Below are 14,859 nucleotides of genomic sequence, written 5' to 3' on the forward strand. Positions count from 1 at the left end.
ACTGTGCCCGACATCGATTTTCTGACCGCGCGGCCGATCGCGCATCGCGGGCTGCACGACGGCAATCGCGTACGCTACGAGAATTCGCTGGCCGCGGCGCAAGCCGCCGTCGACGCCAACTTCTCCATCGAGGTGGACCTGCAACTGTCCGCCGACGGCGAAGCGATCGTGTTTCACGACAAGACGCTCGAGCGGCTAACCAGCGAAACAGGGCCGGTCGCAGCCCGCGACTCAGCCGAACTCTTCGCGCTGAAACTTGGCGACACGCAGGAGCGCATTCCCTCGCTTCCCGATCTGCTGGACCTCGTCGACGGCCGGGTCGCTCTGGTGCTCGAGATGAAGAGCAATCCCGGCCACAGCCCGGAACTGGCGCAGGCCACCGCGCGTGCGTTGGAAGGCTATGACGGACCTGTCGCCGTCATGTCCTTTGCACACTCGCTGTTGGCGGCATGGCGCCAGACCGGCGCGCCGGCGCCTCTCGGCCTGACCGCCGAAGGCATTGGCACCAAGGCGTTGGAAGGCCACGAAGAGGCGTTCGCCTACGACATCGCCTTTCTGTCCTATCACGTGAAGGCGTTGCCCAACCCCTTCGTCGCCCATGTTCGCGAAAGCCGGCGCCTGCCGGTGATCAGTTGGACCGTGCGCACCGAGGAAGACATCGCCGCGACACGCACGCATGCCGATCAGATGACCTTCGAGGGTTTCGATCCGGACTTATGATGCCTATCTTGTTTGCTGTGCAACACGCGGTATCTCACCTCGCATGACGCGGCAAACGCAGGAACGGACACGCTTGGGCGCGGCGGTCGATGACAGCTATGTCATTCGGGTGCGCGAAAGCCTTGCCGATGTGGCTCGCCAGGATTGGGACCGCATGACCGGCGCGTCCCGCAATGGCGGTCCGGCGGTCTACAATCCGTTCATTTCCCACGCCTTCCTCACTGCGCTGGAAATCTCGGGCTGCGCGGTTGCCGACACCGGCTGGCTCGGCCAGCACCTGATCCTCGAAGACGCGGCAGGACATGCGCTCGCTGCCCTGCCCTGCTATCTGAAATCGCACAGCCAGGGCGAGTATGTCTTCGACCATGGCTGGGCCGACGCCTATGAGCGCGCAGGCGGGCGTTACTACCCCAAGCTGCAATGCTCCGTGCCGTTCACGCCCGCGACCGGACCGCGCCTGCTGGCATCCGACCGCATCGATGCGAATGCGGCGCGCCAGGCGCTTGCCGGCGGGCTCAAGACCCTGGCCGACAAGCTTGGCGTGTCTTCGGCCCATGTCACCTTCGCCACCGAAACCGACATGGCCGCCTTCGCCGAAGCCGACTACCTGCGCCGGACTGATCAGCAATTTCACTTCGAGAACAACGGCTTCGAGAGTTTCGACGTTTTTCTCGACACGCTCGCCTCGCGCAAGCGCAAGAACATCCGCCGCGAGCGGCGCACCGCCACGGAAAACGGCATCTCAATCGAGTGGCTCACCGGCCCGGCGATCGGCGAGGCGGCGCTGGACGCCTTCTACGAATTCTACATGGACACCGGCAGCCGCAAATGGGGCCGACCCTACCTCAACCGGCAGTTCTTCTCGCTCGTTGCCGAAGAGATGGCCGACGACATCCTGCTCGTTATGGCCAGGCGCGACGGCCGCTATGTTGCCGGGGCGATCAACTTTATCGGCGGCGACACGCTTTACGGACGGCACTGGGGATGCGTCGAAGACCATCCCTGCCTGCATTTCGAGATCTGCTACTACCAGGCCATTGATTTCGCCATCGCCAACAAGCTGCGCTTTGTCGAGGCCGGCGCGCAAGGCGAGCACAAGCTCGCCCGGGGCTATCTGCCGGTCACCACGCACTCCGCGCATTATATTCCCCATCCCGGCTTCCGGCGCGCCATATCGGACTACCTCGAACACGAACGCAGTGATATCGAACGCTTCGGCGAAGTCTTGCGGGACCACGCGCCGTTCAAAAAGCAAGAGTGAGCATCGGAGCGTATCGGGAAACAGGGAGACCGCGATGAGCGAAGCCTACGACAACGACAACGTCTTTGCGAAGATCCTGCGCGGCGAAATTCCGTCGCACAAGCTCTATGAGGACGACCACACCTTCGCTTTCATGGACATCATGCCGCGCGGCGACGGCCACTGCCTGGTGATCCCGAAAAGCCCGGCGCGCAACATTCTCGACGCCGAACCGGTTGTTCTCGCCCACGTCTCCGCTACGGTCCAGAAACTGTCGCGCGCGGTCATGGCCGCGTTTTCAGCCGATGGCGTGACCATCCAGCAGTTCAACGAACCGGCCGGCGGCCAAATCGTCTTTCACCTGCATGTCCACATCATCCCGCGTTTCGACGGGATCAAGCTGCGGCCGCATACCGGCGATATGGAAGACCAGGATGTGCTCGCCGCCAATGCGGAGAAGATCCGCCAGGCGCTGACAGCCTAGAAGCCGAGCAGCATTCCCGCCACCAGCAGGGACAGCGACACGCCGACGCCGACAGCGACACGCTGTCCGGCGGCAAGAAACGCCAGAAAGCCCAACGCGGCGCTCGCCGCGCGCAAACCCATCGTGCTTTCGGCAAGCGCGCCGGTTGGAAACAGCACCAGCTTGGCGATCACGGCGGCTACGAGCGATGTGGCCACAGCGCGCACGAATATGAAAGCCTGCGATGTCTCGTCCAGCCTGCGCCCCAGCAGGACACCGGCGAACCGCCAAATGTCGGTCGCCAACCAGCCTGCGATCAGGATGAACAGATAGGGCCACCACCAGAAATCGAAGCTCTGATACGTCATTGCGAGGGCGTTCCGGACGGTTTCCAGAAAGAGCCGATGGCAAACGCGGCGACACCGCCGATCAGGCCGGCAAGCAGCAGGTCGAACTCCGGTGCGACAAGGTGAAAGACCGGACTGAGCGCCATGCCCGTTAGCATCGCGATCTTGACGATGTGGTCGCGCGCCGTCGCCCACAACGATGTCAGGAAATAGATCGGCGTCAGGAAGAACAATGCGCCCAGCACGAGCGCCGGAAGCGCTGCCGATGTTATGTAGACCAGCGCCACGATCGTCGCATTCAGCGTGGTCAGCGTGACGGCAAACCCGGCGAAATAGACTGTCCGCCGCTCCGGCGGCGCACGGCGCATGCGCTCCATGGCGACGACCCATGCGGTCACGGCGACGAAATGCGACAGGATAAGCAACGTCGCGGTACGGGATTTCGGCCCGCGGACTTCCGGCACGAAGGTCGTCACCATCGGCATCAGCCGTGCCGATGACAGTGTCACCGCGAGGAATGTCGGCACCAGCGCCTGACCGGCATTGACCGCAGCCACCAGGACCACCTTCGCGGGCAGAGCCCAAACGAAAAACGTCATGAAAACGGCATGTTGCATCTCGATGCCGCTTTCCTTTGCGAAACCGGCGAAACCGACGAATGCCCCCATCAGGAACAGCGCCGGCAGTGAGATGATGTTCGCCATGCCGCGCGCGAACCAGAGCGCAGGGCTGCCGATGTCAGGACGCTCGATCTGACTTGCCATGCAACGCCGCTAACACGGTTGAGGTTGATTTGCGAGATTGTCCGGTGGACGAGCGCGGGCGGCCGGATCGCCGCCCGCGCCCGATCAGATTGCCAGCGGGTGGTCAGGAACCCTTGCGCGGCACCTTGGGAACCGATGGCTTCGACTTGGCTGCCGGCGGCTCTTCGTCGCCGCCCTCGTCCGGCGCGGCGTTGGCCTTTGCCGGCGGCGTCGGCTTCTTGGCCGTCGTCTTGCCGGCCGATGCCTTGTTGGCCGGTGTCTTGCGCGCCGTCTTCTTTTTCGGCTTCTCGCGCGGCTCCTCGGCCAGCGACTCGAGCTTCAGCTTCTCTTCGCCAAATTCGTCCTTCTCGACGGTGACCTTGACCGTTCCGCCCTTCTTGAGCTTGCCGAACAGCACTTCCTCGGCCAACGGCTTCTTGATGTGCTCCTGGATCACGCGGCCGAGCGGACGCGCACCCATCTTCTCGTCATAGCCCTTGTCGGCAAGCCAGCCGATAGCCTCCTTCGACAGGTCGAAGATGACACCACGATCCGAAAGCTGGGCTTCGAGCTGCATGACGAACTTCTCGACCACGCGATGGATGACCGGCACCGGCAGCGGCCCGAACGGCACGATCGAGTCGAGACGGTTGCGGAACTCCGGCGAGAACAGGCGGTTGATCGCCTCCACATCGTCGCCTTCGCGCTTAGAACTGCCGAAGCCGATGGCATTCTTTGCCATCTCCGAGGCACCGGCATTCGTCGTCATGATGATGATCGTGTTGCGGAAGTCGATCTGCTTGCCGTTGTTGTCGGTCAGCTTGCCATGGTCCATCACCTGCAACAGGATATTGAACAGGTCCGGATGCGCCTTCTCGATCTCGTCGAGCAGCAACACGCAGTGCGGATGCTGGTCGACCCCATCGGTCAACAGCCCGCCCTGGTCGAAGCCGACATAGCCGGGCGGTGCGCCGATCAGGCGCGAGACTGTGTGACGTTCCATGTATTCCGACATGTCGAAACGCAGCAGTTCGACGCCAAGCGACGCCGCAAGCTGGCGCGCCACTTCGGTCTTGCCGACACCCGTCGGGCCCGAGAACAGATAGGCGCCGATCGGCTTCTCCGGCTCGCGCAGGCCGGCGCGCGCCAGCTTGATCGCCGAAGCCAGCGACTCAATGGCAAGGTCCTGCCCGTAAACGACGCGCTTCAGCTCCTTCTCCAGATTGGCGAGCACTTCCTCGTCATTCTTGGAGACCGTCTTCGGCGGAATGCGCGCCATCGTGGCGATCGTTTCCTCGATCTCTTTCACGCCAATGGACTTTTTCCGCTTCGCCTCCGGCAGCAGCATCTGGCTGGCGCCGGTCTCGTCGACAACATCAATGGCCTTGTCGGGTAGCTTGCGGTCGTTGATGTAGCGTGCAGAAAGCTCGACCGCCGATTTGATCGCGTCGTCGGAGTACTTGATCTTGTGGAAGTCCTCGAAATAAGGCTTCAGGCCCTTCATGATCTCGATGGCGTCTTCCAGCGTCGGCTCGTTGACGTCGATCTTCTGGAAACGGCGCACCAGCGCGCGGTCCTTTTCGAAGAACTGCCGGTATTCCTTGTAGGTGGTCGATCCGATGCAACGGATCGCGCCGGTCGACAAGGCGGGCTTCAAAAGGTTCGAGGCGTCCATCGCCCCGCCCGAAGTCGCCCCAGCGCCAATCACCGTATGGATCTCGTCGATGAACAGCACCGCGCCCTCGAAATCCTCGAGTTCCTTGACCACCTGCTTGAGCCGTTCCTCGAAGTCGCCGCGATAACGCGTACCGGCCAGCAACGCGCCCATGTCGAGCGAGAAGATCGTCGAGGTCTTCAATACGTCGGGCACGTCGGCTTCCACGATGCGCTTGGCCAGCCCTTCGGCAATGGCGGTCTTGCCGACGCCGGGATCGCCGACATAAAGCGGATTGTTCTTGGAGCGACGGCACAGGATCTGGATCGTGCGGTTGATCTCCGCTGTGCGGCCGATCAGCGGGTCGATCTTGCCGATGCGCGCCTTCTCGTTGAGGTTGACGCAATAGGCCGACAAGGCGTCTTGTGCTTTCTTCTTGCCGTCTTCAGTGTCGCCTGCGCCGCTATCCGAACCGCCATGCTCCTCGGAGCCTTCTGCCGGCCGCGCCACCGACGCGCCGGGGCGTTTGGCGATACCATGCGCGATGTAGTTGACCGCGTCGTACCGCGTCATGTCCTGCTCCTGCAGGAAATAGGCTGCATGGCTTTCCCGCTCCGCGAAGATCGCGACCAGCACATTCGCGCCGGTCACTTCCTCGCGGCCGGACGACTGCACGTGAATAACCGCGCGCTGAATGACGCGCTGGAAACCGGCGGTCGGTTTGGCGTCCTCGTCATAGCCGGTGACGAGGTTTTCCAGTTCGGTGTCGACATATTCGAGAACGGTCTTGCGCAGCGCTTCGACATCGACACTGCAGGCGTCCATGACCGCCTTCGCATCCTGATCGTCCATCAGCGCCAGCAGCAGATGCTCCAGCGTGGCGTATTCGTGCTCGCGCTCGTTTGCATAGGTCAGTGCCTGATGGAGCGACTTTTCGAGACTTGCGGTAAAGGTCGGCATTACTTCTTCTCCATCACGCATTGCAGCGGGTGCTGGTTCTGGCGGGCGAAATCCATGACCTGGGTCACTTTCGTTTCAGCCACCTCGTAGGTGTAGATGCCGCACTCGCCGACGCCGTGGTTGTGCACATGCAGCATGATCCGCGTCGCCTGCTCACGGTCTTTCTGGAAGAACCGTTCGAGCACATGAACCACGAACTCCATCGGCGTGTAATCGTCGTTCAGCAAAAGCACGCGATAGAGACTCGGTTTTTTGACCTTGGGCTTGGTGCGCGTAATGACGGCAGTGCCGCGACCCTTGCCCTCGTCGTCCTGTCCGTCTTCGGACTGCATGTGTGCCGGCGTTACGATCATTGTTGCCCTGTGTGGATGTCGCAGCGTACCCGGGATGGGCATCTTCTCCGTTACTTAGTATGCCGACTCTGGATTTTAAGCCCCGCGGGAGACCGCGCAAGCGATTGTTTCCAAGCACCCCGAAAACAAAAGGCCCGCGTGATCGCTCACGCGGGCCCGATGGGGTTCTGAACCGATGGTTCGCCTTACTTCGTGGCGTTGGCAACCGCCGTTTCATACGGCTTGTAGGCTTCCTTGGCCATGTCGGCGAAAAGTTCGCTCATCTTGGTGGCTTCGGCAACGAAAGCCTCATAGGTCGTCTTGGCGTATTCGGTCTGGACTTCCATGGCGGCTTCCAGGGTCTTGGCAGCTGCGAGCTTCTCGAAAGCGGCAGTGCTCTGCTCGTAGGACTTCTTGGAGTAGTCGGAAGCCTCGGAAGCGATCGACTGCAGACTCTTCGTCATCGCAGCATAGCTCTTCAGCGAGTTGTCCATCATTTCCTTGCCAATCTTGTTGGCGTCTTCGAACGTGTTCATCATGGCGGCACCTGTTTGGCGGATTGGTAGAGTGGATTACCTGTTTCCGGCCCGTTCGGACCGACATCTCTAATTTAGTGTGCACTGCACAATTTTTCAAGGGGTATCGCTGCGTTGCACAAGAAAACCGCCGCCTTTGCGATCACGAATTGAGTCATTTTCGCCGAATCCCGGTTACCTTCTGGTCACCATAAACCACTTGGTAACGACGCTTCGGTAGCTTTCGAACATTCGCGCCCGCCCAGCGGACGCCCCGCGTTTGTCAGTTGTAGGTGTGTCATCGTGTTTTCCAGCAAGTCGCTGCCGGCAAGCCAGTTCGTGCAAGCTCTCGCAGTCTTTGTAATGGCGGTCATGATCGCGGTCGGAATCGCCGGCACCGCTGAAGCCAATCCGAAATATGCATCCTTCATCATCGACGCCAACAGCGGCAAGGTCCTGCACAGCCGCCATGGCGACTCGCCGCGCTACCCTGCCTCGCTGACCAAAATGATGACGCTCTACATGCTGTTCGAGGCGATGGAGCAAGGCAAGGTCCGCAACAACACGCGCATCGTCATGTCACGCCACGCCGCTTCGATGCAGCCGTCGAAGCTTGGCATTCCCGCCGGCCGCGGCTTGACCGCCGAACAGGCGATCTACGCCCTCGTCACCAAGTCGGCCAATGATGTTGCGGCGGCTGTCGGCGAGCATCTCGGCGGCACCGAAAGCAACTTTGCCCGCATGATGACGGCAAAGGCGCGCGCGCTTGGCATGTCCAAGACGACATTCCGCAACGCCTCCGGCCTGCCGAATTCCCGGCAGATCACCACCGCACGCGACATGGCCACGCTTGGTATCGCCTTGCAGGAGCATTTCCCGCGGCAGTTCCGCTATTTCAAGGCCCGCAGTTTCAAGTTCGGCAAGGCGCAGTTCCGCAACCACAACCGCCTGCTTGGACAGGTTCGCGGCGTCGACGGCATCAAGACCGGCTACACGCGCGCGTCCGGCTTCAATCTGGTCACCTCCGTCAATGACAACGGCCGCAGCATTGTCGCTGTCGTGATGGGCGGCAAGAGCGGCGCCTCGCGCAATGCGCACATGCAAAAGCTGCTGGCGGCAAACGTCGCCAAGGGTTCCAAGCGCAAGCGCGGTCAGCTTGTCGCGCGCGCCGGCAATACGCGCTTCGACCTGCCGGGCACCACGGTTGCAGCGCTCGCCCCCAACAAGGTTCCCGTACCTGCCCCCGCGCAGCGTGAAACCATTGCTTTCGCCGAAGCGCAGAAGCCTGCTGCTCCGGTTGCCGCGGCTGCCGTGCCGCGTCCGTCCGTTCCGGTCGACACGATTTCCACCGGATCGACGCCGAGCCGCGTCGGCTGGGTGATCCAGATCGCCGCGTTGCCGAGCGAGAATGAGGCGATCGACTATCTGCAAACCGCGCAGAACAGGGCCGCGTCCGTTCTCGGCGGCCGCGACCCGTACATCGAACAGTTCACCAAGGGCGGGACGTTATATCACCGCGCCCGGTTCGCCGGATTCCGCTCCAAATCGGAAGCCTGGGCGGCCTGCACGGCGCTGAAGAAGTACAAGTACTCCTGCCTCGCCTACGACAATTCCTGAGACTGCCGGACACCCGGTCGAATGCACGCTTGAGTTTGGTTCAGAGTATCAAGGGTCTTCATCAGCATGATCACGCAGCAAAACGTCCCGCGCCTCATTAACCCGCTGCGCCAAAAAGGCGTTGCCCCCGAGATCGGGGTGAACGCGCTGCATCAGGCTACGATGCGCCTGGCGGACCTGCGCAACGGTCGCTCCCGGCTCAAGCCCAAGGATCTTGTAGGCCTCTTGCTCTGTCATGGCGCCCGAGTGGTAAGGGCCGGAATGCCGCGCGCCAATATCCGGGTCCACGTCGTCACGCCAGCCCGGCGATCGGCGGTCAAGATACGCCTCTAGCAACTCCGCGCTCTCGCGGTCATCGGCGAGCGCCATTGCCAGTTGCCGCAATTCGGCGTCGCTCAGATCGTCCAGTGCGCGCCCCTCGAACGGGCCGACCAGCACCAGTCCGTTCATGTCGCCCGTGTCGTGATCGAGTTCCATCTCCAGCCATGCCGAGCGCACCGTCGAACGTTGGCCCGGTGTGTGCTGATAGGCCTGCGCGCGGCGCTGACGCCCCCACCAAGCCAATGCCAGCATGATCAGCGGCGCGCCCGCGCCGAAACGGCCTGCAACCGCCAGCAGCAAACCGGCCAGCGCAACCAGCAGCGGGCCGGATCCGCGCAGAATGGCGGCGATCCGCGCCGGCGGCGCCGACATGAAGTAAAGCACCGCCAACACGAGAAAGGCAGCCAGGCCGATCAGGACAATCAACGTACTCATTTGCCGTTTCCGCCGGAAAGCTGCTCAATTAGCAGACGGTCTGACGGCGAATTGCGCGACTGCAGCGCCTTCACGCCGCCCGCCGCATACACCGCCACCGATGACAACAATCTTGCAAGAACCGATGCGGACGACCGGTCGAAGCGGAACCAGCCGCCCTTGGTAACCCGCGCGATCTCGCGGAACGCGGCCTCGGCTACCGGATCGTGGCCTTCCTGAAACAGGAATACCGGAACGCCACGCAATCCGAGTTCACCGGCCATCTGCACGAGATCGTCGATGCTCTCTTCCATCGCGTCACCGATATAGACAAGCGCGTTGATCCTGTCGCGCGCCTGTTCCTTTGTGGCGTGCTTCAGGACCTTGCGGATCTGGGTATGCCCGCCGCGGCACTCGATCCGCGACATGATCGCGGCCAGCGACGCGCCGTCGCTCGCCCATTTCGACGCCCGGCATTCGTTGAGACCGCGAAAATACACCAGCTGCATCAGGAGATTCCCGACACCGGATACGCTCTGGAACATCTGACCCTGAATGCCGCAAGCCAGATCCCAGGTCGGTTGGCGGCTCATCGTCGCGTCGAGCGCCAGCACGATCCTGCCTGCGCCGCCTCCCGGTCTCTCGGCAGCCTTGGCGGCATCAAGAAAAGCCGAAATCTCCGAGCGCGATGATCGGCTCTGAGGCGGCGCCGGACTGTTCTTCTTGGAAATCGAATTGCCCATAGCGAAAATGTGGCGTTTTCTGACCGACTTGCAAGCACCAAGACTGGCACTGGCCACCGTCTCAGATCAAGCCGAGATCTGCCAGTTCGCTGCGCATGTCGGCGGGCAACGTGTCCAGCCCTTCGCCGTCGCCGCCCAGATCGGCCGGCGCGTCGTCCTGCTTCAGATAGCGCCAGCCCTGAAATGGCCGCCGCGGCTGCGACTGGGTAAGGACGAGTTTCGGCTCCAGCACGATGTCGCAGCGCGACGTTCCCTCCCCATCCACGAACGGGCGAATGGCCTCGATGCGCTGCCGGCACTGAATACGCCCCTTGATCACCCAGTAGAGCGATCCCTCGCCCTCGATCTCGTCGGCGCGCTTCGGAACCATCCTGGTCGTATGGCAGTATTCCGGCGTCATGCCAGCTGCACGCTGGCGTGCGCTGCGGGTTTCGATATAGCCACGCAGTTCCTCCACGGTGTCGACGCCGACACACAGCTTGACGATATTCAGTGCCATCCTTCGGGTTTATGGCGGCGGCGTGTCAGGTCAAGCCGCCGCAGCGGAAGTCGCCGGCCTGTCGCTCAGCATTCCACAACATTGACGGCAAGGCCGCCCTGGCTGGTTTCCTTGTAGCGCTCGTTCATGTCGATCCCTGTCTGGCGCATGGTTTCCACACAGGCATCGAGCGGCACGAAATGCGTTCCGTCGCCCTTGAGCGCCAGTGACGCCGCTGTCACCGCCTTGACCGCGCCAAGCGCGTTGCGTTCGATACATGGAACCTGCACCAGGCCGCCGACCGGATCGCAGGTCATGCCGAGATGATGTTCGAGCGCGATCTCGGCGGCATTCTCCACCTGCATGGGCGTGCCGCCCAGCACCTCGGCCAACCCCGCCGCCGCCATCGCCGCCGCGCTTCCGACCTCGCCCTGGCAGCCGACCTCGGCGCCGGAAATCGAGGCGTTGTGCTTGATCAGCCCGCCGATCGCCGCCGAGGTGAGCAGGAAGTTCCGCACGTCTTCACGGTCGGTGATCTCGTGGAACTTGAGCATGTATTTCAGCACAGCGGGCACCACGCCTGCCGCGCCATTGGTCGGCGCAGTGACGACGCGGCCGCCCGACGCATTCTCTTCGTTGACCGCCATCGCAAAGACGGACATCCAGTCATTGGCGATCATCGGGTTCGGCTGGTTGGACTGCCATTCGCCAAGCAGCCGCTCGTGAATTTGGCGCGCCCGCCGCTTCACCTTGAGACCGCCCGGCATGATTCCTTCGCCGCGCAGGCCGCGTTCGATGCAGCCATCCATCGCGTCCCAGATCGCGTCGAGTTCGTCGTTCAGTTCCACTCGGCCGCGCAACGTCTCCTCGTTGGCGCGCTTCATCTGGGCGATCGAAAGACCGCTCTTGCGCGCCATGTCGAGCATTTCCTGCGCGTTGCGGAACGGATAAGGCACCCCGCTCGGACGTTCCTCGGCCGTTGTCTCCGCCTTCAGCCGGGTCAGTTCGTCCTCGGTCACGACGAAACCGCCGCCAATAGAGTAGTAGACACGGCGCAACAGCACATGACCGTCGCTGTCATGGGCCGAGAAGCTCATGCCGTTGGCGTGGCCGGGAAGCGGCGTCTTGCGGTCGAATGCAAGATCGGTATCCGGATCGAAGCGATAACCGGGATGCCCTGAAGGCGAGACTGTCTTGGTCGACCGGATGCGCGAGAGGATACCGTCGATCTCGTCCGGATCGATGTTGTCCGGCTCGTGTCCGTCGAGACCCAGGATGACGGCGCGGTCGGTAGCATGGCCGACGCCGGTAAACGCCAGCGATCCGTGCAGGGATGCCGACAAGGCGGCAACCTCGACACCTGCCGGCCGCGGCCATTCGCCGTCCCTTACCTCTGCCAGGAACCGTCCCGCCGCCGACATAGGCCCCATCGTGTGCGAAGACGATGGCCCGATACCAACCTTGTAGAGCTCGAAAACGGACAGAAACATCAACTCTTCCCCGACAAAACGTGCGCAACCCTATCAAACGGGCGAAATGCGACGAATGCGGTACCCGACGCGCGATAGCCGTCAAACGACATCGCGCGCCGGGGTCAAGCTTCAGAATGTTCTGATTATTTCGGCAGGACCGAGGCGACGTCCGCGCCGCTCGGCATACCTGTCAGATAGATAAGTGCCATTACGCATGCAAAGGCTGCCACTGCCCAGGCGGTCGTGCCCCAGCAGGACTTTTGGATACCGTCATCCATTCGGATATTGCCCCTGTTCAATTGCCGCCGCGGTCAACCCGCGTTGCTCGGCAGGCGGGCGTATACGCTTTCTTAATCTTCATCGCAATCGCAAAACGGAGCCGCCGATGTGGAAAAAAGTATGATTGTGAATCGAGGCGCCGGAGACATCGATTCATCCGCTCCCACCATCGCCATGAGGCGCGTTACCGCTCGGTGCTCGCGATCCGCCCGGTCATGCCGTAGACCTGCAACCCGATCCATTCGCGCATTGCGAGGCTGAGTTCGCCAAACGCATCAAGCGGATCGTCACGCCCGATGGAGAACCGCTCCTCGCCGCCCGTTCGGAAGTCCACCGGCCAGGGCATGACCGCCACGTCGAACAAGCGAAACGCGCCCATCGAACGCGGCATGTGAAAGGCGGAGGTCACCAGCAGCCACCGCCCGCTTCGCCCTTCGGGAAGCATGGCCGCCGTCAATTGTGCATTCTCGTAGGTGTTGAGCGAATGCGCCTCCAGAATGAGCCGCCGCCGGTCGATGCCAAACGACCCGAAGAAGCGCACCGCAACCGATGCATCCCCTTCCGTCTTGCCGATCAGCGATGCATCGCCGCCCGTCACGACAACAGGCGCATCGCCGTACCGTTTGGCGAGTCGCACCGCTTCTGTGAACCGGTCGCCCGCCTCTCCCAGCTCGAAACCACCGCGAAAACGGGTGACGTGGCCGTCGAACGCGCCGCCCAGCACGATGATGCCGGCGACGTCTTCCGCAGCCGGTTCGGCACTTGGCCGCGGAAACCGGTTCTCCAGCGGTTGCAGCGCCAATCGGCCGAGATTGGTCTGGGCACTGGCAACCAGGATGGCCAACCCCGTCAGTGCCGCTGCCACAGCCCAGATGCGCCAGCCCGTCAGGGCGAAGACCGCACTGGCCAGGAGGCAGAGCCCGATCAAGCCGAGGGGCTGGATCACCAACCAGCCGATCTTGGAAATCAGAAAGAACAATGTCGATACCCCGTTCAGGACCCCGGCAAGTCTTAGGCGCGTTGCATCGTCAGCGGCAAACTTTTTCCTTTCCCTCGGCGGCAGCTTGCCGATAGCCTCGCGGCGAAAACGGACAAGATGCGCATGACATCCCAGCAGGACACCACCCGACGGCTTCGCATCGATGCGATCGACGTCGCGCGCGGCGTCGCGCTTGTCGCGATGGCGGTCTATCACTTCTGCTGGGACCTCGAGTTCTTCGGCTATCTCGCGCAGGGCACAGCGGCAACCGGCCCGCTGAAGTGGTTCGCGCGTTCCATTGCCTCGAGCTTCCTGTTCCTGGTCGGTGTCAGCCTTGTGCTTGCCCATGCCGGCGGCCCGCAAGGCGCGGCGTTCATTCGCCGGTTTGCCAAGATTGCCGCGGCTGCGGCGGTCATCACGGTCGCGACCTATTGGTTCACGCCCGGCGCTTTTGTGTTCTTCGGCATCCTGCACCACATCGCGTTGGCGAGCGTGCTCGGTCTGGCCTTCCTTCGGCTTTCGCCGGTCGTCGTGCTTGTTTGCGCCGCCGTCGTCCTGTCGCTGCCGCTTTTTTTCCGCGCGGAAGCGTTCGGTCATCCCGTGCTGTTGTGGACAGGCCTCGCGCCGACACTTCCGCGCTCCAATGACTACGTGCCCCTGTTTCCCTGGTTCGCCATGGTGCTGGTCGGTATCGCCGCTACCGGATTTGCGCAGCGTGCGGGGTTTTTGACGCGGATGTCGGAGACAAGCGCCGGCAGCACGCCACCGGTCCGGGTGCTGCGCTTTCTTGGACACCACAGTCTCGCGACCTACTTGCTGCACCAGCCTGTCCTTATTGCCGGTATTTATCTGTTTTCCCTTGTTTCGCCTGCCGAACGGTCATTGGTGGACGACAACCTTGCTGCCTGCCAGCGCAGTTGCACAGAGCAGGGCGACAGCAGCTTTTGTACGAACTATTGCGGCTGCGCGATTTCGAAGCTCGATCTCGAGGGCTTGCTGGAACCGCTCAGTCGCGGTGAAATAACGCCGGAAAGCGAACCGCGCATCATCACGATCACCCAGGACTGCGCATTCGAAGCCGAGAACGCCAATGACTGAAAACGATCCCCTTGTTGACCGTCCAAGCGCCTTTCCCTGGCCACCCGTGATCTACGCCGCCGCGCTGGTCGCCGGCTGGCTCCTGCATCTGGCTATCCCACTTCCGTGGATCGGCGGAATGGCGGCGGAAATCTTGTTTGCCGTCGGTGTGCTGGCGATATGTGGCGGCCTTGCGATCGACCTCGCTGCGATGCGCTATCTCGCCCGGGCAAAAACGACCGTGCTGCCGCACAGGCGCGCCGATCACCTGGTCACCGGAGGCATCTATGCCGTCACGCGCAACCCGATTTATCTGGGCAATACGCTGCTGGTGATCAGTGCCGGGCTCGTCTCGGGCATCGCGTGGTACTTCGTGCTGGCCTTCCTTGCCGCCTACGCGACGCAGCGGCTGGCCATTGCACGCGAAGAACGCCACCTCGAACTGCATTTCGGCAAGGCGTACCGGGACTACAAGAAACGCGTCAATCGCTGGATCTGACCGGCA

16 protein-coding genes are annotated in these 14,859 nt (G+C 62.4%); 6 read left to right on the forward strand and 10 right to left on the reverse strand.

All coding sequences use genetic code 11. The features are described from left to right. Positions 1 to 3 precede the first annotated feature (3 nt). Genes ACO06R_RS14210 through ACO06R_RS14220 form a run of 3 tightly spaced genes read left to right on the forward strand, consistent with a single transcriptional unit; the run spans position 4 to position 2,444 of the window. Positions 4 to 720, forward strand: a complete 717-nt coding sequence (locus ACO06R_RS14210; RefSeq protein ID WP_421851183.1) for a glycerophosphodiester phosphodiesterase family protein — start codon at positions 4 to 6, stop codon at positions 718 to 720. 43 nt (positions 721 to 763) lie between these two features. Further along, complete coding sequence (locus ACO06R_RS14215) at positions 764 to 1,981, forward strand: GNAT family N-acetyltransferase (protein WP_421851186.1); 1,218 nt, start codon at positions 764 to 766, stop codon at positions 1,979 to 1,981. A 34-nt stretch (positions 1,982 to 2,015) separates the two neighbouring features. Beyond that, positions 2,016 to 2,444 (forward strand): HIT family protein, encoded by a 429-nt coding sequence (locus ACO06R_RS14220; protein ID WP_421851189.1) that lies wholly within the window; start codon positions 2,016 to 2,018, stop codon positions 2,442 to 2,444. Here the strand turns inward: ACO06R_RS14220 and ACO06R_RS14225 are convergent. From ACO06R_RS14225 to ACO06R_RS14245, 5 genes are all read right to left on the reverse strand, one after another. Continuing rightward, positions 2,441 to 2,791 (reverse strand): AzlD domain-containing protein, encoded by a 351-nt coding sequence (locus tag ACO06R_RS14225; protein ID WP_421851192.1) that lies wholly within the window; start codon positions 2,789 to 2,791, stop codon positions 2,441 to 2,443. The two genes, ACO06R_RS14220 and ACO06R_RS14225, sit on opposite strands and share 4 nt — an antisense overlap. After that, positions 2,788 to 3,534 carry an AzlC family ABC transporter permease gene (locus ACO06R_RS14230; RefSeq protein ID WP_421851195.1) on the reverse strand — a complete coding sequence of 249 codons (747 nt, stop codon included), beginning with the start codon at positions 3,532 to 3,534 and terminating at the stop codon, positions 2,788 to 2,790. Before ACO06R_RS14230 ends, ACO06R_RS14225 begins: the two co-directional genes overlap by 4 nt. Before the next feature lie 103 nt (positions 3,535 to 3,637). Next, entirely contained in the window at positions 3,638 to 6,127 is a 2,490-nt protein-coding gene (gene clpA / locus ACO06R_RS14235) for an ATP-dependent Clp protease ATP-binding subunit ClpA (RefSeq protein WP_421851198.1), read from the reverse strand. After that, positions 6,127 to 6,480, reverse strand: coding sequence for an ATP-dependent Clp protease adapter ClpS (clpS, locus tag ACO06R_RS14240; RefSeq protein WP_421851202.1), 354 nt, complete (start codon positions 6,478 to 6,480; stop codon positions 6,127 to 6,129). Before clpS ends, clpA begins: the two co-directional genes overlap by 1 nt. 185 nt (positions 6,481 to 6,665) lie before the next feature. Then, the gene (locus tag ACO06R_RS14245; protein WP_421859419.1) at positions 6,666 to 6,995 is read right to left on the reverse strand and encodes a phasin family protein; all 330 of its coding nucleotides are present in this window, start codon (positions 6,993 to 6,995) and stop codon (positions 6,666 to 6,668) included. 282 nt (positions 6,996 to 7,277) lie between these two features. Between ACO06R_RS14245 and ACO06R_RS14250 the strand changes: the two genes are divergently transcribed. Then, on the forward strand, positions 7,278 to 8,591 hold the full coding sequence (locus tag ACO06R_RS14250; RefSeq protein ID WP_421851205.1) for a D-alanyl-D-alanine carboxypeptidase: 1,314 nt from the start codon (positions 7,278 to 7,280) through the stop codon (positions 8,589 to 8,591). Between the two features lie 48 nt (positions 8,592 to 8,639). Here ACO06R_RS14250 and ACO06R_RS14255 read toward each other — a convergent pair whose 3' ends face one another. The 5 genes from ACO06R_RS14255 to ACO06R_RS14275 form a co-directional block, all read right to left on the reverse strand. Beyond that, a complete protein-coding gene (locus ACO06R_RS14255) occupies positions 8,640 to 9,347 on the reverse strand; it encodes a DnaJ domain-containing protein (RefSeq protein ID WP_421851208.1) in 708 nt (235 codons plus the stop codon). After that, positions 9,344 to 10,126 (reverse strand): VWA domain-containing protein, encoded by a 783-nt coding sequence (locus ACO06R_RS14260; RefSeq protein ID WP_421851211.1) that lies wholly within the window; start codon positions 10,124 to 10,126, stop codon positions 9,344 to 9,346. Before ACO06R_RS14260 ends, ACO06R_RS14255 begins: the two co-directional genes overlap by 4 nt. A 4-nt stretch (positions 10,127 to 10,130) precedes the next feature. After that, positions 10,131 to 10,568, reverse strand: coding sequence for a DUF1489 family protein (locus tag ACO06R_RS14265; protein ID WP_421851213.1), 438 nt, complete (start codon positions 10,566 to 10,568; stop codon positions 10,131 to 10,133). A gap of 65 nt (positions 10,569 to 10,633) precedes the next feature. Next, the gene (locus ACO06R_RS14270) at positions 10,634 to 12,037 is read right to left on the reverse strand and encodes an L-serine ammonia-lyase (protein WP_421851216.1); all 1,404 of its coding nucleotides are present in this window, start codon (positions 12,035 to 12,037) and stop codon (positions 10,634 to 10,636) included. A gap of 445 nt (positions 12,038 to 12,482) precedes the next feature. Then, positions 12,483 to 13,277, reverse strand: coding sequence for a YdcF family protein (locus ACO06R_RS14275; RefSeq protein WP_421851219.1), 795 nt, complete (start codon positions 13,275 to 13,277; stop codon positions 12,483 to 12,485). A 123-nt stretch (positions 13,278 to 13,400) separates the two neighbouring features. On the opposite strand from ACO06R_RS14275, the gene ACO06R_RS14280 reads away from it, so the two are divergent. Together ACO06R_RS14280 and ACO06R_RS14285 are read left to right on the forward strand one after the other, a co-directional pair. Further along, positions 13,401 to 14,375 (forward strand): heparan-alpha-glucosaminide N-acetyltransferase, encoded by a 975-nt coding sequence (locus tag ACO06R_RS14280; RefSeq protein WP_421851222.1) that lies wholly within the window; start codon positions 13,401 to 13,403, stop codon positions 14,373 to 14,375. Further along, on the forward strand, positions 14,368 to 14,853 hold the full coding sequence (locus ACO06R_RS14285) for a methyltransferase family protein (protein ID WP_421851225.1): 486 nt from the start codon (positions 14,368 to 14,370) through the stop codon (positions 14,851 to 14,853). Before ACO06R_RS14280 ends, ACO06R_RS14285 begins: the two co-directional genes overlap by 8 nt. Positions 14,854 to 14,859 lie beyond the last annotated feature (6 nt).

The organism is Oricola sp. (genome assembly GCF_965230365.1).
GTDB lineage: Bacteria > Pseudomonadota > Alphaproteobacteria > Rhizobiales > Rhizobiaceae > Oricola.

What these genes read in the sequence shown, in the direction of transcription:
- ACO06R_RS14215 (WP_421851186.1), top strand. Translation starts at nt 764, where the DNA reads ATGACGCGGCAAACGCAGGAACGGACACGCTTGGGCGCGGCGGTCGAT.
- ACO06R_RS14220 (WP_421851189.1), top strand. Translation starts at nt 2,016, where the DNA reads ATGAGCGAAGCCTACGACAACGACAACGTCTTTGCGAAGATCCTGCGC.
- ACO06R_RS14225 (WP_421851192.1), bottom strand. Translation starts at nt 2,791, where the DNA reads ATGACGTATCAGAGCTTCGATTTCTGGTGGTGGCCCTATCTGTTCATC.
- ACO06R_RS14230 (WP_421851195.1), bottom strand. Translation starts at nt 3,534, where the DNA reads ATGGCAAGTCAGATCGAGCGTCCTGACATCGGCAGCCCTGCGCTCTGG.
- clpA (WP_421851198.1), bottom strand. Translation starts at nt 6,127, where the DNA reads ATGCCGACCTTTACCGCAAGTCTCGAAAAGTCGCTCCATCAGGCACTG.
- clpS (WP_421851202.1), bottom strand. Translation starts at nt 6,480, where the DNA reads ATGATCGTAACGCCGGCACACATGCAGTCCGAAGACGGACAGGACGAC.
- ACO06R_RS14245 (WP_421859419.1), bottom strand. Translation starts at nt 6,995, where the DNA reads ATGAACACGTTCGAAGACGCCAACAAGATTGGCAAGGAAATGATGGAC.
- ACO06R_RS14255 (WP_421851208.1), bottom strand. Translation starts at nt 9,347, where the DNA reads ATGAGTACGTTGATTGTCCTGATCGGCCTGGCTGCCTTTCTCGTGTTG.
- ACO06R_RS14265 (WP_421851213.1), bottom strand. Translation starts at nt 10,568, where the DNA reads ATGGCACTGAATATCGTCAAGCTGTGTGTCGGCGTCGACACCGTGGAG.
- ACO06R_RS14270 (WP_421851216.1), bottom strand. Translation starts at nt 12,037, where the DNA reads ATGTTTCTGTCCGTTTTCGAGCTCTACAAGGTTGGTATCGGGCCATCG.
- ACO06R_RS14280 (WP_421851222.1), top strand. Translation starts at nt 13,401, where the DNA reads ATGACATCCCAGCAGGACACCACCCGACGGCTTCGCATCGATGCGATC.
- ACO06R_RS14285 (WP_421851225.1), top strand. Translation starts at nt 14,368, where the DNA reads ATGACTGAAAACGATCCCCTTGTTGACCGTCCAAGCGCCTTTCCCTGG.